This window comes from Fodinicurvata halophila, assembly GCF_042651425.1.
Classification (GTDB): Bacteria; Pseudomonadota; Alphaproteobacteria; order Kiloniellales; family DSM-21159; genus Fodinicurvata; species Fodinicurvata halophila.
On sequence record NZ_JBHSCW010000002.1, the window covers coordinates 148,484 to 170,940 of the forward strand.

The following is a 22,457-nucleotide window of genomic DNA, read 5'->3' on the forward strand; positions in this document are numbered from 1 at the left end:
AGCCCTGCGCCAGGGGCGCCTCCAGAACACCAAATGCCATTTGGTCAAGCCTTCTTTCCCGCGTATCCTGTCCAGAACACAGAGAGATTTTCGGGGGTAATTCGTGATCGAGAGGGTGCTGAACATCTGGCAGGGGATACGTTCCAGCCTCTGGTTCCTGCCGGGCGTGCTGATCCTGGCCGGGCTTCTCGGGGCCAACCTTGCTCTGATGCTCGATGCGCCGCGGTTTTCCGCGGATGATGCGCCTCGCTGGTGGTTGCACAACGGCAGCGCCAGCGATGCCCAGAACCTGCTGTCCACCCTGCTCTCGTCGCTGGTCACCATGACCACGCTGGCCATCTCCATCACCATGGTCGTGCTCAGCATCGCCGCCAGCCAGATGGGCCCGCGCCTGATTCGCGCCTTCATCGCAGACTGGCGCACGCAGGGCATTCTGGGCTACTTCCTGGGAACCATCGTCTATCTGCTGCTGGTGCTGCAGGCGATCAGCGGCGACTGGAAGATCGACCAGGTGCCGGATCTGGCGGTCAGCCTGGGCGCCTTGCTGTTCCTGATCTGCGTCCTGTTTCTGCTGATCTTCGTCCACCACCTCTCCCGCTCCGTGGTGGCGGATACGATCATTCGTCGAGTGGGCAGCACGTTCGATTCCACTATTGCGCGCCTGATCTCGCACGAAGAACGAAAGAAAAAGGCCGTTCAGGCACCCCCCTCCTTCAAGGAGGCCGCGAACGTGCCGCTGGACAAGGGCGGCTATGTCCAGACCATCAACCACGAGAGGATGGTGGCCGCTTTGAAGCATGCCGGGGCCTGTGCCGAACTGGTCTTTCGGCCTGGCCACCACGTACTGCCCCAAGGCAACCACATCCGCATCATGCCGCCGGACAGTGTCAGCGACGACCTGGTGGAACATCTGCGGGAGGCCGTCGCCACCGGGGACGAACGCACCCCGACCCAGGACCTGGAGTTCGCCGCCCGGCAGCTGGTGGACGTCGCCCTGCGCGGACTGTCCTCCAGCATCAACGACCCGAACACGGCCATTGCCGCCATCGACCGCCTGACCCTGGCGCTGGCTCGTATCATGGCCTATGGCGCCAACAGCGAAACTTACCACGATACCGAGGGCGCGCCTCGCCTCGTCGTTCCGGTTTCCGACTTTACCAGCATCCTTGGCACGGCCTTCGACCAGATTCGGCAGGATGGCGCCCAGCGCCCTGATATCCTGATCCGCATGCTGGATGCACTGACCAAGCTGGCCGTCTACATCCGCCTGCCGCTTCACCGGGACAAGCTGCTGGACCAGGCCGCCATGCTGGTCGGGGCCGGACGGCGCAATGTCGCGGAAGCAGGTGACCTTCAGCAGATAGAGGAACGTTACAGGCGCGCGGTTGCTGCCATCGAGGCGGCGGCCCAGAAGGCCGGCCTGCCGCCACACCCGCCGGTCAAGGAGCACCCCTGAAGCGGATGTTGCAAAGCCATGCGGTGCGCACTAAGGTTCCTGCCGTCATTGGGGAGTAACCGCCCTCCAACCCGAGAGGGGCCTGCATCAACAGACTTGGCCGGCGTGCAAGACGCCCATGCCGTGGTGCAGGCAGCCGGAAAGCCTTTCCGGACCTGGTGAGACCTTTGGCATTGCCGTTCCACAACCGGGGGGTCGGGTGGGAACGGCGATGTCATAGGTGTGTCCACCACCCGGCCCATAGACGCAGTCCATGGAAGCTTTCCTCGTTTCGACGCTGGCCGTCGCCGTGGCGGAGATCGGTGACAAGACCCAGTTGCTGACCTTCGTTCTGGCAACCCGCTACCGTGCCCCCGCCCATATCGTGGCCGGCATTCTGCTCGCCACCCTGGCCAATCATGCCCTGGCGGGCACCTTTGGTGTGCTGATGGCCGAATACCTGCCCGACGGCTTCCTGCACTGGCTTCTGGCTGGGTCCTTCCTGGCCATGGCCGTCTGGAGCCTGATTCCCGACAGCCTTGACGAGACGGGCAACGGCCAGGCCAACGGCCGGCGAAATGCCTTCTGGGCGGCGCTTTGCACTTTCTTCCTGGCCGAAATGGCCGACAAGACCCAAGTGGCCACGATCGCGCTCGGCGCGCAGTTCCAGAACCTCACAGCCGTGGTCGTGGGCAGCACGCTGGGCATGATGGCCGCCAACGTTCCCGTTATCTACCTGGGATGCGCGACCGGCGGGCGTATCGATCTGCGCTGGGTGCGCGCCCTTGCGGCCGCCCTGTTCACGGGACTCGGCCTGTGGGCGGCCATAAGTGCACTCTAGAAGTCCGGCCGGCCGGCAGAATGGCACGGGAGACATTCCCTCGGGCCTCCGGCTGTTCTAAGCTGCCGGAGAGTGCTCAACACCAGGAAAGCCATGCCAGCCGTGCCGGACATTCCCTCTGAACAGGACACCGTCGACACCAGCGGGGCGCAAGCTTCCATCCTGATGGTCGAGGACACCACGGCGCTTGCGGCCGTCTATCATGAGTATCTGGTCCGCGACGGCCACCAGGTAACCCTAGCCGCCACAGGCCAGGCGGCCCTGCAGGTCCTGGCAGCGGCCCCGCCTGCTCTCATTCTGCTCGACATCCGGCTGCCGGACATCGACGGCATGGAGATCCTTGATCGCGTGCGCCAGGAACACCCCCACCTGCCGGTGGTCGTCATGACCGCAGACGGTTCGGTGAATCTTGCCGTGCAGGCCATGCGCCGCGGCGCCTATGACTTCCTCGTCAAACCCTTCTCCGCCGACCGCCTGCTTGTCACGGTGGGCAACGCACTGGAACGCCTGCGCCTCCAAGAGATGGTGGAGATTTACCGGGAACGCATCGCCCGCCCGCGCTTTCATGGGTTCATCGGTGCATCGCTGCCCATGCAGACGGTCTATGAACTGATCCAGAACGCGGCATCCAGCAAGGCCACGGTGTTCATCACGGGCGAATCCGGCACCGGCAAGGAGATCTGTGCCGCCGCCCTGCATCAGGAAGGCCCGCGCAGCGGGGAGCCTTTCGTGGCCATCAACTGCGCCGCAATCCCCCATGAACTGATGGAAAGCGAGATTTTCGGCCATGTGCGCGGTGCCTTCACCGGCGCCATCGCCGATCGGGCCGGTGCCGCGGCGCGCGCCAATGGCGGAACGCTGTTTCTGGATGAAATCTGTGAACTCAGCCCGGACCTGCAGGGCAAGCTGCTGCGCTTTATCCAGACCGGCAGCTACGAACGCCTGGGCGGCACCCGGGCCGAGCAGTCGGACATCCGCATCGTCTGCGCCACCAACCGCGATCCGCTGCAGGAGGTTCGAGCCGGCCGCTTCCGTGAAGACCTCTATTACCGGCTGCATGTCATCCCCATTCATCTGCCACCCTTGCGCGAGCGTGGGGGCGATGTGCTCGAGATCGCGCGTCATTACCTGGCCCGGTTTACCGCGGAGGAGAACAAGCACCTGCTGCACTACACGGCAGAGGCCGAACAGCTGCTGCGCAGTCACGCCTGGCCGGGCAACATCCGTCAGCTGCAGAACGTGATCCGCCATGTGGTGGTTCTGAACGACGGGGACGCCGTGACCGCCGATATGCTGGAGCAGGCCCTGACGCCGGCCCCCGGCAGGGACGCCGGCGAGTCTCCTCCCCCAAGCCCCTCCGGAAGCAACGGCACAGGGCAGGCGACGACCATGCCGGAAATCCGTCCGCTGCGCATCCTGGAGCAGGAGGCAGTGCTGCGCGCCATCGAGCACTGCGATGGGAACGTCCCGCGCGCCGCTGCCCTGCTGGAGGTCAATCCCTCGACCCTCTACAGGAAACTGCAATCGTGGCGCGCGAATGCGGATTGATATATAATCTGTCAGTACAAATTCCGAAAGGCAGGGAATGTGTTCTGGCGATCGCATGTAGCTGAAAAGGCAGCGCTTCTCTACCTGGTTGTTTCCGCGGCCTGGATTGTTTTCTCGGATCAGCTGGTCGAGCTGTTCTTTCCCGAGGACAGTGCCGCTCTGCAGACCGGGAAGGGCATCTTTTTCGTCCTGGTCATGACGGCCGGCATATATCTGTTGCTGCGTCTGCTGGTGCGGCGCCGCACGGCTCTCGAGGAGCGTTATGCCGCGGAGACCATCGCCGGGCAGCTCATGGACGATGTGCTGGCCGAACGCGAGTTGCGCAGCATGCTCGCTGATCTCTCGGCCCGCCTCTGCCGGACCTACCAACTGGAGGACATCTGGATCCTGCAGCCCAGGGAAGACGGCAGCCTGCCCGTCATCGCGGAAGGCACGGGCAAGGCCCGCGATCTTCCTGTCGATCCGGAACCAGACCTTACCGACTTCGTACAGAAGGCCCTTCGCCAGGGCCAACCGGTTTTTGCGAATGCGAAGAGCAGCTCTTCCCGCCTCCTGCATGTCCTCCCCGCTCGCCTGTCTACCTCGAAGGCGGGATCGCCCGGGCTGTCCGCCGCCTTTCCCCTGATGGCCGGTGAGACCGCCGTAGGCGTCCTTGTTTGTTTCGAGCAGGATGCGGGACAACAGGCAAGGCGCTTGAGCGAGATATTCGAGGACGTTGCCCGAAGCATCGCGGTTGCCTGGCAAGCCAACGAGCAGGATCGCCAGTTGTTGCTGCAGGACAAGGCCCTGTCCGAGGTTGCCAACGCCATCCTCATCGCCGATTCGGCCGGCGCGATCCTCTGGGTCAATCGTGCCTTCGAGCGCATCACCGGATTCACGCGTGCCGAGGTGGTTGGCCAGCCCATGCACCAGCTGCGGGCCAACGATAGCGACGGGCAGTTCCAGGAGCGCTTCTGGCGCACCGTCCTCTCGGGCAAGGCTTTCAAGGGCGAGCTGTTGCATCGCCACAAGGATGGAACGCTCATAAGCGTCTACCAGACCATCACGCCGATCCATGCGGCGAGCGGGTCGATCACGCATCTGATCGCCATCCAGGAGGATATCACGGCCCGCAAGCAGGCCGAAGAACGACTGATGCATCTGGCCCGCCACGACCTGTTGACCGGCCTGCCCAACCGCGCTGCCTTCAACGAGCATGTCGATGAGCTGGCCAGCAGCAGCCGGGCCAATGGCCACAGCTTCGCCGTCCTGCTGCTGGACATCGCGCAGTTGGGGCGCGTCAACGAAAACTGGGGGCACGAAACCGGAGACAAGGTGTTGATCGAAACGGCGCGCCGGCTTCAGGACAACCTCAAGGTCGGCAGCTTCCTGGCCCGCTACGGCAATGACGAGTTCGTCATCGTTCACCCCTATGAAACAGGCCTGAACGTTCCCATGAAACTCGCGCAGGACCTGCTTGATGCGATCTCGCCGGTTTATACCTTTCCGGAGGCCGCCATTCATTGTGAGGCCAGCATCGGTATCGCGCTCTTTCCCCAGGACGCACGCCAGACCGGGCAACTGCTGCGCAATGCGGAACTGGCCCTGCGGCGTGCCGAGCAGGAGCGCGGGCTCAGCTACTGCTTCTTCTCGGCGGAGATCGACGCGGGCCTGCGCCATCGCACGCAATTGCGCGAGGAACTCTATTCCGCGCTGGACCGTGACGAGTTGCAGCTTCTCTATCAGCCCCAGCTGCACCTTGAGCGAGGCGAGATCATCGGCGCCGAGGCCCTGCTGCGCTGGCGCCATCCCTTGCGTGGCCTATTGGCTCCCGGTGCCTTCCTGGACGTGGCCGAGGAAAGCGAACTGATCCAGAAGATCGGGCGGCGAGTCATCGAAAAAGCCCTCCAGCAGGGCGCGCAATGGGAACGGGAGGGCCGCCAGCTGCGCGTTGCCATCAACCTTTCCTTCGCCCAGTTCTCCAATCCGGAGCTTGTGGACGACATAGAGCAGGAACTGCGCCAGTGCGGGCTTTCACCCTATCTCCTGGAACTGGAACTGACCGAGAGCATGCTGGCCAAGGACATGGAGCAGGCCGCCACCATGCTGGAGCGGTTGCACGCCCTGGGGCTCAGCATCGCCGTGGATGACTTCGGCACCGGTTATTCTTCGCTGTCCTACCTCTATCAGTACCGCGTGGATCGCCTGAAGATCGATCGCTCCTTCGTGCGCGGCATCGGACAGGACGAAACGTCATCGGCCATTGCCGAAGCCGTAATTGCCCTCGGCCATACGCTGGGCATGAAAGTCATTGCGGAAGGTGTCGAGAACGAGGCCCAGCTACACTACCTCAACCGCCTGGGGTGCGACGAGGCGCAGGGCTTCCTGATCTCCCCGCCCCTGCCGCCGGGGGATTTCACCCAAGCGGCTCTGCAGCAGTTCAGTGCTCCGCCAAGGCAGGCCGGGATGTCCTGAGCAGACCCACCATGCCGGAAAGAGCTTCCGATCCGATGCGCATCGATAAGTGAAGCAGATTTCGGCTTGATTATAACTATATTTCTGGTTATATGGATACTTCCATGACAAGGAGGCATTCATGCAGGACAGAGATGCCGCAGAGGCTCTTGCTGCGCTCGGCAACACCACGCGCCTGAAACTCTTCCGGCTGTTGGTTCGCGCCGGCAATGAGGGGGCGAATGTGGGCCAGCTCCAGCGCAACCTGGAGATCCCCGCTTCGACCCTCGCCCACCATCTGTCCAGTCTTGTGCGTGCCGGGCTGGTCGTCCAGGAACGACAGGGTCGGGTGGTGATTTCCCGCGTCGACTTCCGTCTGACCGTAGGCCTGGTCAGTTACCTGACCGACGAATGCTGTACCGGCCTGAAGGTCGAGCGGGAGGAGGATGCGGCCTGATATTTTTTTGTCCAAATATAACTACATATCTAGGTATTTAGAAAAATGAAACCACTCTCGCTCCCCGCTTTTCGTCCGGGTGGGCTTTATCGCATCCCGGATGCGGCACTGACTGCATCTGTCCTGACCCTGGCAGGCCTGGCCGTGCTGGTTCCGGAGCAGCTGCCCCATAGCCTGGTCTTTACCCTGACCAGCCTGCTCGACGTCCTCCCGTTCCTGCTGCTGTCGATCCTGCTGGCCGCCTGGGCAAAAGCGAGCGGCGCGGACGGCCTGATCGCCCGGGCCTTCCAGGGACACACCGGAGTGATGATCGCCTCTGCGGCTTTGATCGGCGCGGCTTCTCCTTTCTGTTCCTGCGGCGTCATCCCGCTGATCGCGGCCCTGCTGAGCATGGGGGTGCCGTTGCCCGCCGTCATGGCCTTCTGGCTGGCCTCTCCCGTCATGGATCCTTCGATGTTCATTCTGACCGCCGGCGTTCTGGGGCTGCCCTTTGCCCTGGGCAAGGCCCTCGCCGCCATGGGCATCGGACTTCTGGGCGGGATCGTGATCCACCTGCTGCAGCGCGGCGGCGCCTTGAGAACACCCTTGCGTGCAGGCTACGGGAACGGCGGTTGTGCCGGCAACCAGGTTCGACGCCCCCGGCCCATTGCCTGGACCTTCTGGAACGAGGCCGCCCGACGACAGGCTTTCGCACGCGACGGCCTGAAGAACGGCGTCTTCCTCGGTAAATGGCTTGCACTCGCTTTCCTGCTGGAGAGCCTGATGCTGGTCTATGTACCGGCAGATCTGGTGGTACACGTCGTGGGTACGGACTCCTGGCTGTCAGTGGCCGGCGCCACCCTGGTCGGCGTGCCCGCCTACCTGAACGGCTATGCGGCCTTGCCGCTGATGGGCGGCCTGGTGGACCAGGGCATGGCGCCCGGTGCCGCCATGGCCTTCCTGGTCGCCGGCGGCATCACCAGCGTCCCCGCTGCCATCGCCGTCTTCGCACTTGCCCGGCTTCCGGTCTTCCTCGCCTACGTGGCCCTGGCGCTCGCCGGATCCCTGACGGCAGGGCTTCTCTACGGCCTGATGGCGTAAGGACCTCGACACGCTTGTGCGGGGCGGGACTCGCCGACTAGATTGCACTGCCTCACATCCTGTCGGAAGTCCGCCATGGGACCCTTTGAAGCCATCCTCGCGTTCACCCTGGCCGCCACTCTGCTAACACTTACACCTGGAATCGACACGGCTCTGGTGCTGCGCACGGCAGCCGTGGAGAATGCCCGCAGCGCCATGCTGGCCGGCCTTGGGATTTCCACCGGCGTCCTGGTCTGGGGCTTTCTCGCCGCCATGGGGCTGGGCGCGGTGCTGGCCGTCTCGGAAACCGCCTACAATCTCGTACGGATTGCCGGGGCGGTCTACCTGATCTACCTCGGGGGCTTGCTGATCCGGAATGCCGTGCGCAAGCAACCGCCAGATACGGCGCCCTGGGACCGGTCCGCAGCGCCAGCCCTCAGCGGACGGCGGTGGTTTGCGCGAGGCGCGCTCACCAACCTGCTCAACCCCAAGGTGGGGGTCTTCTACGTTAGCTTCCTGCCGCAGTTCATACCGGCGGGCGGAAACGTGTTGCTGTTCAGCATCCTGCTGGCCGCCATCCATGCCGGACTGGGCGTCCTCTGGTTCGCCTTCATCACCCTTGCGACCCGCCCGGCGGCCGGATTCCTGCGGCGCACCGCCGTGGCCCGCACCCTGGACGGCATCACCGGCGGGGTGCTGATCGCCTTCGGGCTCAGGATCGCCTTTACAGGGAGCCGCTGAACAGCGTATCCATCGCAATAGATCAGTACGATCGATTATGGCGATCAATCGGGTTCGAGGACAGCATGTTCGGTTTTCGCGATGTGGAGATTGTCCGTGAAGTGGTCCGCGCCGGCGGCTTCCGTGCCGCGGCACAACGCAGCGGTCTGGCCCAGTCCGCCATATCGGCACGCATTGCCGCCCTGGAGAAACGCCTCGGGCTCACGCTCTTCGACCGGGTCGGGCGGCAGGTTCGCCTGTCCATGGCCGGGCGACGCTTCCTGGAAGAAGCGGAACGCCTGATCCAGAGCCGCGATCGCATCGTCCAGGAGCTGACCCAGAGCAGCGGCCTGAACGGCACGGTCCGCATCGGCGTGGCCGAAACCATCGTCCACACCATCCTGACCGCCATGCTGAACGCCCTGCGTCGCGATCACGGCCATGTGCGCTTCGAGCTGTCAGTTGACACCTCGGAACAACTGGCGCGCAAGCTGGTCGACGACGAACTGGATATCGCCATCCTGATGCCGGAGTATCAGCCACGCGACTCCCTGGCGACCCCCCTCAAGCCAATCACGCTCGACTGGTATGCCCGCGACGGCATGGTGCCCGCATCCCGGCCGCTTGCGATCGCGGAACTGGCCGCCTATCCCGTGGTCACCTTTCCCAAGAGCACCACCCCCTATCGCCAGCTGGAACAGCTCTTTGCCTCCTCCCAGGTTGCCGCCCCCGTCCTTCACGGCTCTGCCTCGCTGTTCACTGTGCTCCATCTGGTGGGAGACGGCTTCGGGATCGGCCTGTTACCCACGCGCATGGCCGAAGCGGTCGGGCAGGCGCGCGAACAGGAAAAACGGCTGGTTCGCCTGCCCGTTCGGGACGAGGCGCGCGTGCCCGATCTCAATTTCGTCGTCTGCTACCTGCCGGCGCGCAACCGCGAAGCGGGCGAACTGATCACCGCCGCCGCTCGCGAAGCTGATCAAAATGATCCGTATACAAGATCACAAACAGTCTGATTTGATCGATTGACAGGATCGTAAGGCTCTGGAATTCTTGCCGACGGAAAAGGGAGGCCGAACGGCATGATGGATATGCCCAGTCCGCAGGAAAGCACGCCGCGATCCAATGCCGCGGAGCTTCGCAGCCTTTCGCCCCAGGCTCTCCGCCAGGTTATACGTCGGCAGGACCATACTGGGCCGACCATGGGCCTTGCCCCGGGCTACCTGCAGGGCAACCTGGCCATTCTGCCACAGGCCCAAGCCTTCGATTTCCTGCTGTTCTGCCAGCGCAATCCCAAGCCTTGTCCCATCATCGGCCTGGCCGAGGCCGGGGCGGTGAACCTGCCCGAACTGGGTCAGGATATCGATATCCGCAGTGACCTGCCGGCCTATCGCGTATTCCGCAACGGCATCCCCCAGCAGACGGTGACTGATCTGGACGCGCTCTGGCGCGAGGATCTGGTTTCCTTCGTCATCGGCTGCTCCTTCTCCTTCGAAGAGGCGCTGGAAGAGGCCGGCATCCCCTTGCGCCACCTTCAGGCTGGCAGCAACGTGCCCATGTACCGCACCTCCATCTCGACAGTGCCGGCGGGAGCCTTCTCCGGCCCCCTGGTGGTTTCGATGCGCGCCTTCCCGTCCTGGGATGCCATCCACGCCATCCTGCTCTCGGATCGCTTCCGCCTGGCACATGGCGCACCAGTGCACATTGGCGAGCCCGCGCAGATCGGCATCAAGGATCTCGATACGCCGGACTTCGGCGATCCCCCTTATATGGAGGAAGGCGACATTCCGGTCTTCTGGGCCTGTGGAGTCACGCCGCAACTGGCTCTGCGCCATTGCGGCGCGGATCTGGCCATCACCCATGCACCGGGCCACATGCTGGTAACCGACCTTCCCTCCTCGGCGGCAGAAGCCAGGCTGTCAGGTCTCAGCAGCTTCCGCCCCTCGGACTCACCCAACCCCTGACAACAACGAACAGAGAGGACAGACCCATGAAAACATCCCTGCGTACAGGACTTCTGGCCGGTTCGGCCGTCCTGCTGATGGCATCTCCGGCCTTCGCCGAGAGCCTTTCGGTGGTCGGCAGCTGGAGCAGTCTGCCGCTTTACCAGAACTACGAGGAGCCCTACTGGACGGAAACCCTGCCCGAAGCCTCCGACGGCGAGATCGAGGTCGAGATGACGACCTTCGATCAGATGGGCGTGGCCGGCTCCGACGTCTATCGCCTGCTTGGCGACGGTGTCTTCGACGTGGGCATGACGGTCGCCGACTACACCGTCGGCGATGCCCCCGAACTCGAGGGCCTGGACGTGCCGCTCGTGGCCACCACGGCCAGCGAAGCCGAGGAGATGGTCGATGCGGCCCGCCCGATGGTCGAGGACATCATGCGCGACCGCTTCAATTCGAAGATGCTCGCCATCGCGCCCTATCCGCCGCAGGTCGTCTTCTGCGATGCCGAGGTGGCTTCCCTGGAAGACCTGGAGGGGCTTAAGATCCGCGGCTCCGGCCGCATGACCACCAAGTTCCTGGAAGCCCTGGGCGCCGAAGGCGTGAACGTCGACTTTGCCGAGGTCCCGGGTGCACTCGAGCGTGGCGTGATCGACTGTGGCGTTACCGGTGCCGGGTCGGGCTACAGTGCCGGGTGGTGGGAAGTCACCACGCACCTCATGACCCTGCCGCTCGGTGGCTGGGACTCGGTGGTGACGGCCATGAACCTGGACAAGTGGAACAGCCTCTCCGAAGAGCACCAGGAGCTGATCCAGACTACCATCAAGGAAGACTTCGAGGACAAGGTCTGGGCCGATGCGGAAGGCGCCTTCGAGGAGGACATCGCCTGCCTGACCGGCAAGGGGGAATGCAGCCGTGGCGACGCGCGTGACATGACCCTGGTCGAACCGACCGAGGAAGACAGCGAGACCGCCAGGCGCGTCCTGGAGGAAACGGTGCTTCCCGAGTGGGTTGATCGTGCCGGCGAAGACTGGGCTGAGCGCTGGAACGAAACCGTCGGCGAAACGGTCGGCGTCCAGATCCCGCTCTGATCCATAGGGCCGATATGCGCCGGAGGTGCAGGCAGGTGATGCAATGATCTTCGATCGGATCCTGGCGATCCTCCGGCGCATCAATCATGGCATAGGCCTGGCGGTCGGCGTCGCACTGGCGCTGACCGTCGCCTTCATCCTGCTGGACATCATAACGCGACAACTGGGCCGCTCGCTTGGCGGCTCCACCGAGATCTCGGGCTATGTCATGGCAGCCACCGCCAGCTGGGGCCTGCCGTTTGCCCTGATGGAGCTGGCGCATGTGCGCATCGACTTCCTGCGCCTGCGTCTGCACACTTGGGGCCGGATCGTGCTGGACCTGCTGGCCATTGCCTCTCTGGCCGTCACCGTCACGGTGGTTGCAGTGCAGACTTGGCCCGTCCTGGGCAAGAGCCTGCAAAGCAACGCCCTGGCCAACACCCCCTTGGCCACGCCCTTGTGGATTCCCCAGACCATCTGGTTCTCGGGCTGGGTATGGTTTGCAGTGACCGCGTGCCTGATGCTGCTCTGCGCCGTCGGCTTGCTGGCCTCCGGTCGTCTGCACGCCTTCGACGAGCAGTTCGGCACCTTCTCGGAAGCCGAGGCCAAGGATGACCGCAGCGAGGACGCGACATGATCTGGTTCGTCAGCCTGGCGCTGCTGGTTCTGCTCGCGCTTTCCATACCGGTGGGAGTCGTCCTCTTCCTGCTGGGCTTCGGGATCGACCAGTTCTTCTCGGGCTTTCCTCTCATGCGTGGCCTGGGCCAGGTGGTCTGGTCGTCCTCCAACAGCTCCACGCTGATCGCCATTCCCTTCTTCGTCCTGCTGGGCGAGATTCTCGTGCGCGGCGGCATCGCCGAACGCACCTATGCCGCGCTCGACAAGTGGTTCTCCTGGCTGCCGGGCGGCCTGGTCCATGCCAACATCGGCACCGCCACCATGTTCTCGGCGACCTCTGGCTCTTCGGTGGCAACCGCCGCCACGGTCGCCACGGTCGCCATGCCCCAGGCCGAAAAGCTCGGCTATGATCCGCGCCTCTTCTCCGGTGCCATCGCCGCCGGTGGCACGCTGGGCATCCTGATTCCGCCATCGATCAACCTGATCGTCTATGGCTTCCTGACCGAAACCTCGATCCCGAGCCTGTTCGTGGCCGGACTGATCCCGGGCCTGCTGATGGCTGCCATATTCGTCGTCATCACGGCCGTGATCTGCTGGTTTCGACCCAGCCTGGGCGGCCCCAGCCGCAGCTTCTCCTGGCGCGACAAGCTGACCAGCCTGACCCAGCTGGTACCTGTCATCCTGCTTTTCGTGGTGGTGGTCGGCTCGATCTATGCCGGCTGGGCAACGCCCACAGAATCCGCTGCCGTCGGCGTGGCCATGGCGCTGGCGATCGCCACCGGCAACCGCGGCGTCAACCTGGACATGCTGCGCCTCGCCCTGCTCGGCACCGTGCGCATCACCGCCATGATCATGCTGGTGATCATCGGCGCCTACTTCCTGAACTTCACCCTGGCCTCGGCCGGGCTGGGCCGCGAGCTGACCAGCCTGATCAATGCCTACAACCTCAGTCCCATGGGCACTCTGCTGCTGGTCATCTGCATTTACATCGTCCTCGGCTTTTTCATCGAGACGCTTTCGCTGATGGTGGCCACCATCCCCATCATTGTGCCGATCATGGCAGAGATGGGCTTCGACAAGCTTTGGCTGGGCATCCTGTTGATCGTGCTGATCGAGATGGCCTTGATTACCCCGCCCGTGGGGCTGAACCTCTACGTGGTCCAGGGTGCGCGGCAGAAAGGCCACTTGGGCGAGGTCATGGTCGGCGCTATACCCTATGTCCTGGTCATGCTGCTGATGGTGGCCCTGCTGGTCCTGATCCCGGATCTGGCCCTTTGGCTGCCCTCGATCATCTGACCCCCCGAAAGGAGCATCATGCACTTCACCTGCAACGGCACAGCCCTTGAGATCGACATCGCGCATTGCACCGTGGCCGGCTGGACCGGCCGCGACCGCGAAGCCATCGACCATCACATCAAGGAACTGGCCGCGCTCGGTGTTACGCCGCCGTCGAGCGTGCCGCTGTACTATCGCGTTTCGCCAGAGCTGCTGACCCAGACGTCCGAAATCCAGGTGGTGGGCGACAACACCTCCGGGGAGGTCGAGCCGCTGTTGCTGCGTGCCGGCGGACAGACCTACCTGGGCCTCGCCTCGGACCATACCGACCGCGATCTGGAAGCCTACTCCGTGGCGCACTCCAAGCAGGTCTGCGCCAAACCCTGTGCCGGCGAGCTCTGGGAACTCGCTCCCCTGGCAGCGCGCCTGGATGAGTTGCAGTTGCGCTCGTGGATTCTGGAGAACGGCGAGAAGACGCTGTACCAGGAAGGCAGCCTGGCCTCGATCCGGCCGCTGGACGAGCTGATGGATGGCGCCGGCTTCCTGGAAGCCGCCGCGGATGGCGCGGCCGCTATGCTCTGCGGCACCCTGGGCGTTCGGGGCGACGTGCGGCCGGCCGGGGAGTTCTTCATGGAACTGCATGATCCGGTGGAAGACCGCAGTATCAACCACAGCTATCGTATCAAGCCGCTTCCGATCGTCTCCTGACGACCGCTCAGGGCGCCTGTATCAATCCGCGAAGTCGGGCCGCGCCCGGCGGATCTCCCGGTTCAGCAGGGCGGCCAGCACCGCCTTGACGATATCGCCGGGAATGAAGATCAGCACCACCCCCGCAGCCTGCACCAGCGGCATCTGCGTCACCAGGGACAGTCCAATGATGCCGCAGACATAGAGCACCACGATGCCACCCAATACCGAGGCCAGCAGGCCGGCCAGGAAGACCCCACGCTCAGCCATCACGCGATAGGCCCAGCCGATGACCAGGGTCGCCAGGGCCCAGCCCAGCAGGAACCCAACCGTAGGCCCGACGAAGACTCCCAGGCCACCGCGACCGCCGGCGAGTACCGGCGCCCCCAGCGCCACCACGACGATGAGCAGCAGGACCGCCAGCGTGCCGCGCCAGGGTCCCAGCACCAGGCCGGCCAGCATCACGCCCAGGGTCTGGGCCGTGATCGGTACACCCCCGGCAAAGGGCAGCATGATCTGGGGCACCAGGCCCAGGGCGGCGATCAGGGCAGCGAACAGCGCCACCCGGGCAACGGTCTTTTCCATCTTTTTATCTCCTGTTGTTTATCTCCTGGCAAAGGCACCGCGGGCGGCCAGGGCCGTGGCGGCATGGTCGGCATCGTCCAGGGCCGTGAGAATGAAAGGGGTGACCAGACGCCAGGTCGGCCGCCGCGGTGAGCGCGCGCGCCAGGCCTCGGACAGGCCCTGCCAGCGCGCTGCCAGCAGGGGCACGAAGCGCAGGGTCATGACGATGGCCACCGAGACAGGCCGCGTGGACAGGCCGGCCCAGCGCAAGGGCGCCAGCAGGCGGTCCAGGACCACCAGCATCTCCGAGAGCGCCGTCGACGCCGTCACGATGGTGGCCAGCAGCACCAGGACTGCGACGCGCAGCACCACGACCAGTCCCAGCTGCCAGTCGCCCAGGAACAGATGGGCCGCGAAGGCCAGCAGCAGCATGATGCCAACCGGGCGCAGCGTGCGCAGCAGGAACAGCGCGCGCAGGTGGGCCAAAAGGGCCAGGGTGGCCGCCAGCACGACCGCCAGGATCAACGGATCCTGCACAAGGAAGAGTGCGATGCTGATCAGGGCCAGTGCCGCCAGCTTGGCCCCCGCCGGCATAGCCCGGATCCAGCGGCGATGAATCATCAGGCTCACCATGAGGCTGCCACCTCCGAACCTCGATGCATGACGGCCAGGAACTCGGGCATCACCTCCGTCGGGCGGCCATCCGCCTGCAGGCGCCCCTCCTCCAGCCAGAGCACCCGCTCGAAATCCTTCAGGGACTCCGGCTCGTGGCTGATCATCACCACCTGCTGCGGCAGCTCCCGGATGAAGGCGACCAGGCGCAGGCGCGTGGGAATGTCCAGTCCGGTGAAGGGCTCATCCAGAATCAGGACGCGCGGCGCCATCACCAGAACGGCCAGAAGGCAGACCAGGCGCCGCTGTCCTTCGGACAGGCTGGCCACCGCCCGGTCCCGCCAGGCTTCGATGCCATGTCGTGCCATGAGCTCCAGGCTGTGGGCCTCGGCCTCCTGGCGCGACCAGCCGTTCTCGCGCAATCCGAAGCCGATCTCTTCCAGCACCGAGGGGCAGAGGATCTGATGATCGGAATTCTGGAACAGGAAGCCGGCCACCGACAGCGCCTCGAAGGAGCGTTGCGCCGGATCGAGGCCGTGCACCCGGACACGTCCCACGTCCGGACGGATCAGGCCCTTCATCACCCGGCCCAAAGTGGACTTGCCGGAACCGTTACGCCCGATCAGGGCCACCCGCGACTGGGGAATCGTCAGGTCGATATCTCCCAGGATCGTTCGGCCTTCGCGCAGGACCGAGACTCCTTCAAGCTCTATGGCGTTGTCTGCCGTCACGCGTCTTCCATCTTCCTGACCAACGGCAGGCTCGGCCCTTGTCCCCGGCCCCGCTGGCCCCCTAAGCTCAGAAGCGATGGATAGCGCAAAGCCGCGTCCGGAACAAACCTCCAGAAGGCAGAAACCAGAACGTAGAAGGAAGATGAAGCCGTGACAGGAACCTCCCGAGAGCAGGCCGTGCCCGTGAAATTGATCGACAACGAACGCACCATCGTCACCGAATGGCGGTTTGCCGATGGCGCGGAAACCGGCTGGCATCGCCACGAACACGACTATGTCGTGCTGCCCATGGCCGACGGGACCCTGCAGCTGGAAAGCGCCGAGGGCACGCACTACGCCGAGCTGAAAAAGGGTGAACCCTACTTCAAACAGGCCGGTGTGGAGCACAACGTCATCAATGCCAGCGGCGGGGACTTCAGCTTCATCGAGGTTGAATACCGCTGAAGGCTCCTGCGGCACTGTCGGCCGAAACGGGTCGGAGCCAGGCATTCCGGGAGCCTTGTCATACCCCGCGGCTTCCGTGACTTCTCTGCGCCGCCAATTGAACCCCCCTGCCGGCAATGGTACGTTGTGGCTCGAGCGTGCCGATCAAGCGCATTGTGAACCCACCCGGAGGCACGATGACCGAAAAGACGCAACTGCGTTCGCGCGAGTGGTTCGACAACCCCGCGAACCCGGACATGACGGCGCTCTATCTGGAGCGCTATCTCAATTATGGATTGAGCCAGGAAGAGCTGCAATCGGGCAAGCCGATCATTGCCATCGCCCAGACCGGCTCGGACCTCAGCCCCTGTAATCGTCATCACATCGAGCTGGCCAAGCGCGTGCGCGACGGCATTCGCGAAGCCGGGGGAATCGCGCTCGAGGTCCCGGTCCATCCGATTCAGGAAACCGGCAAGCGCCCCACCGCGGCGCTCGACCGCAACCTGGCCTACCTGGGTCTGGTCGAACTGCTCTATGGCTATCCCATCGACGGCGTCGTGCTGACCATCGGCTGCGACAAGACCACGCCCGCCTGCCTGATGGCCGCGGCCACGGTGAACATTCCCGCCATCGCGCTGTCGGTCGGACCGATGCTGAACGGCTGGTTCCGCGGCGAACGGACAGGTTCGGGCACGATCGTGTGGAAGGCCCGCGAGCTGATGGCCGCGGGTGAGATCGACTATGAGGGCTTCATCAAGCTGGTGGCTTCGTCTGCGCCGTCGACCGGCTACTGCAACACCATGGGCACGGCCACCACCATGAACTCGCTCGCCGAGGCCATGGGCATGCAGCTGCCTGGCTCCGCGGCCATCCCGGCCCCCTATCGCGATCGGCAGGAGATCTCGTACTTCACCGGCCGGCGCATTGTCGAAATGGTGCACGAGGACCTGAAGCCTTCCGACATCATGACCCGCGAGGCCTTCCTGAACGCGATCCGGGTGAACTCGGCGATCGGCGGCTCGACCAACGCACCGATCCACCTGAACGGCATCGCCCGTCATGTCGGTGTCGAACTCTCGCTCGACGATTGGCAGGAGTACGGCGAGCACATCCCGCTGCTGGTCAACCTGCAGCCCGCCGGCGAGTACCTGGGCGAGGACTACTATCACGCCGGCGGCGTGCCGGCCGTGGTCAACCAGCTGATCGGCCAGGGCCTGATCCACGAGGACACGCTGACCGTCAACGGCCGGACGCTGGGCGAGAACTGCCGCGGGACCGAAATCGCCGATACGAACGTGATCTATCCGTACGAGCAGCCGTTCCGTGCCGATGCCGGTTTCCGGGTGCTCAGGGGCAACCTGTTCGACAGCGCGATCATGAAGATGTCGGTGATCTCGAACGATTTCCGCAAACGCTACCTCTCCGACCCCGATGATCCCATGGCCTTCGAGGCCAAGGCCGTCGTCTTCGACGGGCCGGAGGATTATCACGCGCGCATCGACGATCCGGCCCTGGAGATCGACGAGAACACGGTCCTGTTCATGCGCGGCGCCGGCCCGGTGGGCTATCCCGGGGCAGCCGAGGTGGTGAACATGCGCGCCCCGGACTACCTGATCCGACAGGGCATCACTGACCTGCCCTGTGTTGGCGATGGCCGGCAGTCCGGAACCTCGGGGTCGCCCTCGATCCTCAACGCCTCGCCTGAAGCCGCGGTTGGCGGAGGACTGGCACTGTTGCGCACCGGCGATCGCGTGCGGATCGATCTCGGTCGCGGCCGGGCTGACATGCTGATCTCGGATGCCGAACTGGAGGAGCGCCGGCAGGCGCTGGAAGCCGCGGGCGGCTATCCCTACCCGCCGCACCAGACACCGTGGCAGGAGATGCAGCGCGGCGTCGTCTCGCAAATGGACAGCGGCATGGTCCTGGAGCCGGCCGTTTCCTACCGGCGCATCGCCCAGGGAGGCGTCGAGGGCAAGGCACCCGGGGTACCACGAGACAATCACTGAGGGGGAAAACGATGCGACTGAAAGGCAAGACAGCGGTCTGCACGGCCGCGGGCCAGGGGATCGGCCGGTCGGTGGCCGAGGCCTTCCTGCGCGAGGGGGCGACAGTTCATGCTTCGGATTTGGACGCCGAAAAGCTGAGAGGGCTGGACAGTCTGGGCGATGTGCATACCACCCAACTCGATGTCACTGATGGACAGGCCGTTGCCGCCTATGTCGACTCCCTGCCGGCCCCGCAGGTTCTGTTCAACTGTGCCGGCTATGTCCACCACGGCACGGTGCTGGACTGCGACGACGAAAGCTGGGACTTCTCGTTCAACCTGAACGTGACCGCCATGCACCGGATGATCCGCGGTCTGCTGCCGAGCATGCGGGATGCCGGCGGCGGATCGATCATCAACATGTCCTCGGCCGCCTCGTCGATCAAGGCGGCACCCAACCGCTATGTCTACATGGCCAGCAAGGCGGCCGTGATCGGCATGACCCGATCGGTAGCGGTCGATTTCATCCGCCAGGGCATCCGCTGCAACGCAATCTGCCCCGGCACCGTCGAATCCCCTTCGCTGGAGGGACGGATCGCCGAGCTGGGCAGGAGCGTGGGCGGCGCCGAGAAGGCCCGCGAAATGTTCATCGAGCGCCAGCCCATGGGCCGTCTGGGCCGGCCCGAGGAAGTCGCCGCGCTCGCGGTCTGGCTGGCCTCGGACGAGAGCGACTTCGTTACCGGCACCACGCAACTGATTGACGGCGGCTGGTCGCTGTGAGCGGCTCTTCTGCCCGATCGCTGCCGCCCACTATTCCCGCGGGCATGCGCACAGCCGCTGCGCACACGTCCTGAAGCGAAGAACGACGAGAAAGGATGCCAATGAACACGATCGACCTGGAAGGCCGTACGGCGATCATCACCGGCGGGGCACAGGGTATTGGCTATGCCACGGCCGAGCGCATGATCGCCAGCGGCGCCCGCGTCATCCTCTGGGACATAAACAGGGAGGGCGTCGAGGCAGCGGTGGAAAACCTTGGCCGGGGCACCATTGGCCTGAGCCTCGATCTGACCGACGAGCATGACGTCATCGCCGCCGCCGAGGCAGCGATATCGGCCGGCAGCGTGGACGTGCTGGTCAACAATGCCGGAATCACCGGCGGCAATGCCAAGACCTGGGAACTCGAGGCCGACACCTGGCGCCAGACGGTCGAGGTGAACCTGATCGCGCCGTTCCTGACCTGCAAGGCGGTGGTGCCGCACATGATGACGAACGGCTATGGACGAATCGTCAATGTCTCATCGATCGCAGGCAAGGAAGGCAATCCCAACGCCTCGCACTACTCTGCCTCGAAGGCCGGGCTGATCGGCCTGACCAAGTCTCTGGGCAAGGAGCTGGCGCAAAGCGGCGTTCTGGTCAACTGCCTGACGCCCGCCGCCGCGCGCACCCCGATCTTCGACCAGATGAGCCAGGAGCACATCGACTTCATGCTGTCCAAGATCCCCATGGGCCGCTTCGTGGAACCTCGCGAGGTGGCGGCGATGATTGCCTGGCTGTCCTCCGAGGAATGCTCGTTCACCACGGGCGGCGTCTTCGACATATCCGGCGGACGCGCCGTCTACTGAGAGGAAAGGAAACGACCATGAAACTGCTGCGTTACGGAGACAAGGGCCGCGAGAAGCCTGGACTTCTGGACGAGAGTGGCACTCTGCGGGACCTGAGCGGCCAGGTCGACGATATCGCCGGAGAGGTCCTGTCGGACGGCGGATTGGCTCGCCTGCGCGAGCTCGACCCGGCCACCCTGCCCGCCGTCGAGGGGACGCCGCGGCTGGGACCCTGCGTGGGCGGCGTCAGCAAGATACCCGCCATCGGCCTGAATTACTCCGACCATGCCGCCGAGAGCAACCTGCCGGTGCCATCCGAACCGATTATCTTCACGAAGGCGGTTTCGTCCCTGAGCGGCCCTTATGACGACGTGGAAAGACCGCGCAATTCCCAATCCCTCGACTGGGAGGTTGAGCTGGCGATCGTGATCGGCAAACGCACGAAATACGTCACGGAAGAGGCCGCGATGGATCACATTGCGGGCTTCGCGGTCATGAACGACGTCTCGGAGCGCGAGTTCCAGGCCAAGCGCCAGGGCCAATGGACCAAGGGCAAGAGCCACGACACCTTCGCCCCACTGGGCCCTTGGCTTGTCACGCGTGACGAGGTCGGCGATCCGCATGTCCTGGACCTCTGGCTGGACGTCAACGGCGAGCGGCGCCAGACCGGCAACACGCGCACGCTGATCTTCAACGTGCCCTTCATCGTCTCCTACGTCTCGCAGTTCATGACCCTGCAGCCGGGCGACGTTATCCCCACGGGCACGCCCCCAGGCGTCGGCATGGGTATGAATCCTCAGCAGTTCCTGAACCCTGGCGACGTGATGGAATTGGGCATCACCGGGCTGGGCAGCCAGCGCCAGACGGTTATCTCTGCCTGAAATACGCGGGCAGTCCCGGCCGGGGTCGTGCCCCGGTCGGTCTCCATTCCTGTGGGGTGAACGGTGCCATGGGCCGGGCCTGGTATAGCCGGGCCCATGTCATCGCCTTTCCCATCTCCCACCCTCCGGAAGCACTTCGTCCGGACTGGTGCCACAGGATCGTACGCATCCAGTGCGGACCACCATGGCGTGTGCCTACGAGGCAAACGTTGCAATCATCTCAACAAGATCGTACGGTTCCTGATGATGGTCAGCGCATGACGTAGACCAAGAATAAGCGTGGGCCACCACAAAAAAGAAGTTTTTGGGGAGGAACGCACGAATGATCACACGAGTGACGACGCCGCTCGGCGCGGCAATTCTGGGTGCCGGCATGACGCTTGCCGCGCCCGCTTCGGCACAGGAACCGATCCACATCGGGGCCATCTACATTCTCTCGGGCGTCGGTTCGACCTACGGCGAGTTCGCCCAGAACGGCGCCAATCTGGCCATCGACGAGATCAACGAGGACGGCGGCGTGCTCGGCCGCCCGCTCGAAATCACCTTCGAGGACAGCCAGCTCGAAGCCCAGACCGCGATTCAGGCGATGCGCAAGCTGGTCTATCAGGACGGCGTGGACGTGCTGATGGGTCTCGATTCGAGCGGTGTGGCAACCGGGGTGGTGCCGGTGGTTCCCGAGGTCGAGACACCGTTCATCATCACCCATGCGGCGACCCCCGATGCCACAGGCAAGCTGTGCAATCAGTGGACTTACCGCAACAGCGTCAACATCCCGCAGAACGTCATGGGTGCGGCGATCATGGCGGATGAGAGCGGAGCGAACAGCTGGACCACTGTCGGCCCCGACTATGCCTTCGGCCATCAGTCCTGGGAGTATTTCCAGCGCTACCTGGGGGAACTCAATCCGGATGCGACCTTCTCCGACGAGCCCTCCTTCCCCGCCTTCGGGACCGAGGATTTCACGCCCTTCATCAACACGGTGATGTCGAACCAGCCGGATGGCGTGTTCATCTCGGTGTGGGGCAGCGACCTGGTCAACTTCACGCGGCAGGCCAACGATCTCGGCTTCTTCGACGAGGATTTCGAGGTCCTGATGTCGCTCGGTGCCGCCACCGAAGTGCTCAATGCCCTCGGTGAACAGATGCCCACCGGCGTCACTGTCGGCACGCGCTATTGGTACGGCGCGCACGACAACGAGATGAACAAGGCCTTCGTCGAAGCCTATCGCGAGCGTCATGAAACGCCGCCGAGCTATAACGCCCAGAATGCCTATTCCGCGGTCTATGCCTACAAGGCCGCCATCGAGAAGGCAGGCGAGGTCGACAAGGCGGCGATCCGCGACGCGCTCAAGGGCATGAGCTATCAGGCCCCCATGGGCGAGGTGCGCTTCCGTGAAGGCGACAACCAGGCCCTGGTCGGCCCGACCTACGGCGTCACGGCGGACGACCCCGACAGCGAACTGCGCAGGCTCGATCCGCAGCGCAGCTTCGCGGCCGAGGACGTGACACCGCCACTCTCCGAGACCGGCTGCAATCTCGGCGGATAAACCCGCTCGTACCGGCGGCGGCAGTA

General features: G+C 64.4%; 22 protein-coding genes and 1 riboswitch. Of the genes, 19 read left to right on the forward strand and 3 right to left on the reverse strand.

Features of this window, described 5'->3' with window-relative positions; all coding sequences use genetic code 11:
* Positions 1 to 103 precede the first annotated feature (103 nt).
* The 13 genes from ACFOW6_RS04525 to ACFOW6_RS04585 all read left to right on the forward strand — a co-directional run bounded on the left by ACFOW6_RS04525 (position 104) and on the right by ACFOW6_RS04585 (position 14,107).
* Positions 104 to 1,456, forward strand: a complete 1,353-nt coding sequence (locus tag ACFOW6_RS04525) for a DUF2254 domain-containing protein (RefSeq protein WP_382421145.1) — start codon at positions 104 to 106, stop codon at positions 1,454 to 1,456.
* A gap of 38 nt (positions 1,457 to 1,494) precedes the next feature.
* Positions 1,495 to 1,612, forward strand: a riboswitch (yybP-ykoY riboswitch).
* Positions 1,613 to 1,709: 97 nt separating this feature from the next.
* Entirely contained in the window at positions 1,710 to 2,276 is a 567-nt protein-coding gene (locus tag ACFOW6_RS04530) for a TMEM165/GDT1 family protein (RefSeq protein WP_382421146.1), read from the forward strand.
* 93 nt (positions 2,277 to 2,369) lie between these two features.
* Positions 2,370 to 3,824: a sigma-54-dependent transcriptional regulator gene (locus tag ACFOW6_RS04535; RefSeq protein WP_382421147.1), complete on the forward strand. Its 1,455-nt coding sequence runs from the start codon at positions 2,370 to 2,372 to the stop codon at positions 3,822 to 3,824.
* 39 nt (positions 3,825 to 3,863) lie between these two features.
* A complete protein-coding gene (locus ACFOW6_RS04540; protein ID WP_382421148.1) occupies positions 3,864 to 6,278 on the forward strand; it encodes a sensor domain-containing phosphodiesterase in 2,415 nt (804 codons plus the stop codon).
* Between the two features lie 121 nt (positions 6,279 to 6,399).
* On the forward strand, positions 6,400 to 6,714 hold the full coding sequence (locus ACFOW6_RS04545; RefSeq protein ID WP_382421149.1) for an ArsR/SmtB family transcription factor: 315 nt from the start codon (positions 6,400 to 6,402) through the stop codon (positions 6,712 to 6,714).
* Between the two features lie 45 nt (positions 6,715 to 6,759).
* Positions 6,760 to 7,794, forward strand: coding sequence for a permease (locus tag ACFOW6_RS04550; protein ID WP_382421150.1), 1,035 nt, complete (start codon positions 6,760 to 6,762; stop codon positions 7,792 to 7,794).
* A 75-nt stretch (positions 7,795 to 7,869) separates the two neighbouring features.
* Complete coding sequence (locus ACFOW6_RS04555; protein ID WP_382421151.1) at positions 7,870 to 8,514, forward strand: LysE family translocator; 645 nt, start codon at positions 7,870 to 7,872, stop codon at positions 8,512 to 8,514.
* A gap of 65 nt (positions 8,515 to 8,579) precedes the next feature.
* Complete coding sequence (locus ACFOW6_RS04560) at positions 8,580 to 9,506, forward strand: LysR family transcriptional regulator (RefSeq protein ID WP_382421152.1); 927 nt, start codon at positions 8,580 to 8,582, stop codon at positions 9,504 to 9,506.
* Between the two features lie 66 nt (positions 9,507 to 9,572).
* Positions 9,573 to 10,454 (forward strand): putative hydro-lyase, encoded by an 882-nt coding sequence (locus ACFOW6_RS04565; RefSeq protein ID WP_382421153.1) that lies wholly within the window; start codon positions 9,573 to 9,575, stop codon positions 10,452 to 10,454.
* 26 nt (positions 10,455 to 10,480) lie between these two features.
* On the forward strand, positions 10,481 to 11,527 hold the full coding sequence (locus tag ACFOW6_RS04570) for a TRAP transporter substrate-binding protein (RefSeq protein WP_382421154.1): 1,047 nt from the start codon (positions 10,481 to 10,483) through the stop codon (positions 11,525 to 11,527).
* Positions 11,528 to 11,570: 43 nt separating this feature from the next.
* Positions 11,571 to 12,143, forward strand: a complete 573-nt coding sequence (locus tag ACFOW6_RS04575) for a TRAP transporter small permease subunit (RefSeq protein ID WP_382421155.1) — start codon at positions 11,571 to 11,573, stop codon at positions 12,141 to 12,143.
* On the forward strand, positions 12,140 to 13,420 hold the full coding sequence (locus tag ACFOW6_RS04580) for a TRAP transporter large permease (RefSeq protein WP_382421156.1): 1,281 nt from the start codon (positions 12,140 to 12,142) through the stop codon (positions 13,418 to 13,420). Before ACFOW6_RS04575 ends, ACFOW6_RS04580 begins: the two co-directional genes overlap by 4 nt.
* Positions 13,421 to 13,438: 18 nt before the next feature.
* Positions 13,439 to 14,107 carry a DUF2848 domain-containing protein gene (locus ACFOW6_RS04585; RefSeq protein ID WP_382421157.1) on the forward strand — a complete coding sequence of 223 codons (669 nt, stop codon included), beginning with the start codon at positions 13,439 to 13,441 and terminating at the stop codon, positions 14,105 to 14,107.
* Positions 14,108 to 14,128: 21 nt separating this feature from the next.
* Here ACFOW6_RS04585 and ACFOW6_RS04590 read toward each other — a convergent pair whose 3' ends face one another.
* From ACFOW6_RS04590 to ACFOW6_RS04600, 3 genes are read right to left on the reverse strand one after another with little or no spacing between them, the layout of a single operon-like run.
* Positions 14,129 to 14,671: a biotin transporter BioY gene (locus tag ACFOW6_RS04590; protein WP_382421158.1), complete on the reverse strand. Its 543-nt coding sequence runs from the start codon at positions 14,669 to 14,671 to the stop codon at positions 14,129 to 14,131.
* 18 nt (positions 14,672 to 14,689) lie between these two features.
* Positions 14,690 to 15,283, reverse strand: coding sequence for a CbiQ family ECF transporter T component (locus ACFOW6_RS04595; protein ID WP_382421159.1), 594 nt, complete (start codon positions 15,281 to 15,283; stop codon positions 14,690 to 14,692).
* Complete coding sequence (locus ACFOW6_RS04600) at positions 15,277 to 15,993, reverse strand: energy-coupling factor ABC transporter ATP-binding protein (RefSeq protein ID WP_382421160.1); 717 nt, start codon at positions 15,991 to 15,993, stop codon at positions 15,277 to 15,279. The genes ACFOW6_RS04595 and ACFOW6_RS04600 overlap by 7 nt, the downstream gene beginning before the upstream one ends.
* 150 nt (positions 15,994 to 16,143) lie before the next feature.
* Between ACFOW6_RS04600 and ACFOW6_RS04605 the strand changes: the two genes are divergently transcribed.
* From ACFOW6_RS04605 to ACFOW6_RS04630, 6 genes are all read left to right on the forward strand, one after another.
* Positions 16,144 to 16,437: a cupin domain-containing protein gene (locus ACFOW6_RS04605; protein WP_382421161.1), complete on the forward strand. Its 294-nt coding sequence runs from the start codon at positions 16,144 to 16,146 to the stop codon at positions 16,435 to 16,437.
* 176 nt (positions 16,438 to 16,613) lie between these two features.
* Positions 16,614 to 18,422 (forward strand): IlvD/Edd family dehydratase, encoded by a 1,809-nt coding sequence (locus ACFOW6_RS04610; protein ID WP_382421162.1) that lies wholly within the window; start codon positions 16,614 to 16,616, stop codon positions 18,420 to 18,422.
* Positions 18,423 to 18,433: 11 nt separating this feature from the next.
* Positions 18,434 to 19,180: an SDR family oxidoreductase gene (locus ACFOW6_RS04615; RefSeq protein WP_382421163.1), complete on the forward strand. Its 747-nt coding sequence runs from the start codon at positions 18,434 to 18,436 to the stop codon at positions 19,178 to 19,180.
* Between the two features lie 101 nt (positions 19,181 to 19,281).
* On the forward strand, positions 19,282 to 20,025 hold the full coding sequence (locus tag ACFOW6_RS04620; protein WP_382421164.1) for an SDR family NAD(P)-dependent oxidoreductase: 744 nt from the start codon (positions 19,282 to 19,284) through the stop codon (positions 20,023 to 20,025).
* Positions 20,026 to 20,042: 17 nt separating this feature from the next.
* Positions 20,043 to 20,885 carry a fumarylacetoacetate hydrolase family protein gene (locus ACFOW6_RS04625; RefSeq protein WP_382421165.1) on the forward strand — a complete coding sequence of 281 codons (843 nt, stop codon included), beginning with the start codon at positions 20,043 to 20,045 and terminating at the stop codon, positions 20,883 to 20,885.
* 322 nt (positions 20,886 to 21,207) lie between these two features.
* Positions 21,208 to 22,431, forward strand: a complete 1,224-nt coding sequence (locus ACFOW6_RS04630) for an ABC transporter substrate-binding protein (protein ID WP_382421166.1) — start codon at positions 21,208 to 21,210, stop codon at positions 22,429 to 22,431.
* The last annotated feature ends 26 nt before the right edge of the window (positions 22,432 to 22,457 follow it).

Bases quoted from the DNA above. Each gene is read 5' to 3' on its own strand.
- ACFOW6_RS04530 (WP_382421146.1), top strand. From the start codon at position 1,710: ATGGAAGCTTTCCTCGTTTCGACGCTGGCCGTCGCCGTGGCGGAGATC.
- ACFOW6_RS04535 (WP_382421147.1), top strand. From the start codon at position 2,370: ATGCCAGCCGTGCCGGACATTCCCTCTGAACAGGACACCGTCGACACC.
- ACFOW6_RS04545 (WP_382421149.1), top strand. From the start codon at position 6,400: ATGCAGGACAGAGATGCCGCAGAGGCTCTTGCTGCGCTCGGCAACACC.
- ACFOW6_RS04550 (WP_382421150.1), top strand. From the start codon at position 6,760: ATGAAACCACTCTCGCTCCCCGCTTTTCGTCCGGGTGGGCTTTATCGC.
- ACFOW6_RS04555 (WP_382421151.1), top strand. From the start codon at position 7,870: ATGGGACCCTTTGAAGCCATCCTCGCGTTCACCCTGGCCGCCACTCTG.
- ACFOW6_RS04560 (WP_382421152.1), top strand. From the start codon at position 8,580: ATGTTCGGTTTTCGCGATGTGGAGATTGTCCGTGAAGTGGTCCGCGCC.
- ACFOW6_RS04565 (WP_382421153.1), top strand. From the start codon at position 9,573: ATGATGGATATGCCCAGTCCGCAGGAAAGCACGCCGCGATCCAATGCC.
- ACFOW6_RS04570 (WP_382421154.1), top strand. From the start codon at position 10,481: ATGAAAACATCCCTGCGTACAGGACTTCTGGCCGGTTCGGCCGTCCTG.
- ACFOW6_RS04575 (WP_382421155.1), top strand. From the start codon at position 11,571: ATGATCTTCGATCGGATCCTGGCGATCCTCCGGCGCATCAATCATGGC.
- ACFOW6_RS04580 (WP_382421156.1), top strand. From the start codon at position 12,140: ATGATCTGGTTCGTCAGCCTGGCGCTGCTGGTTCTGCTCGCGCTTTCC.
- ACFOW6_RS04585 (WP_382421157.1), top strand. From the start codon at position 13,439: ATGCACTTCACCTGCAACGGCACAGCCCTTGAGATCGACATCGCGCAT.
- ACFOW6_RS04590 (WP_382421158.1), bottom strand. From the start codon at position 14,671: ATGGAAAAGACCGTTGCCCGGGTGGCGCTGTTCGCTGCCCTGATCGCC.
- ACFOW6_RS04595 (WP_382421159.1), bottom strand. From the start codon at position 15,283: ATGGTGAGCCTGATGATTCATCGCCGCTGGATCCGGGCTATGCCGGCG.
- ACFOW6_RS04610 (WP_382421162.1), top strand. From the start codon at position 16,614: ATGACCGAAAAGACGCAACTGCGTTCGCGCGAGTGGTTCGACAACCCC.
- ACFOW6_RS04615 (WP_382421163.1), top strand. From the start codon at position 18,434: ATGCGACTGAAAGGCAAGACAGCGGTCTGCACGGCCGCGGGCCAGGGG.
- ACFOW6_RS04620 (WP_382421164.1), top strand. From the start codon at position 19,282: ATGAACACGATCGACCTGGAAGGCCGTACGGCGATCATCACCGGCGGG.
- ACFOW6_RS04625 (WP_382421165.1), top strand. From the start codon at position 20,043: ATGAAACTGCTGCGTTACGGAGACAAGGGCCGCGAGAAGCCTGGACTT.
- ACFOW6_RS04630 (WP_382421166.1), top strand. From the start codon at position 21,208: ATGATCACACGAGTGACGACGCCGCTCGGCGCGGCAATTCTGGGTGCC.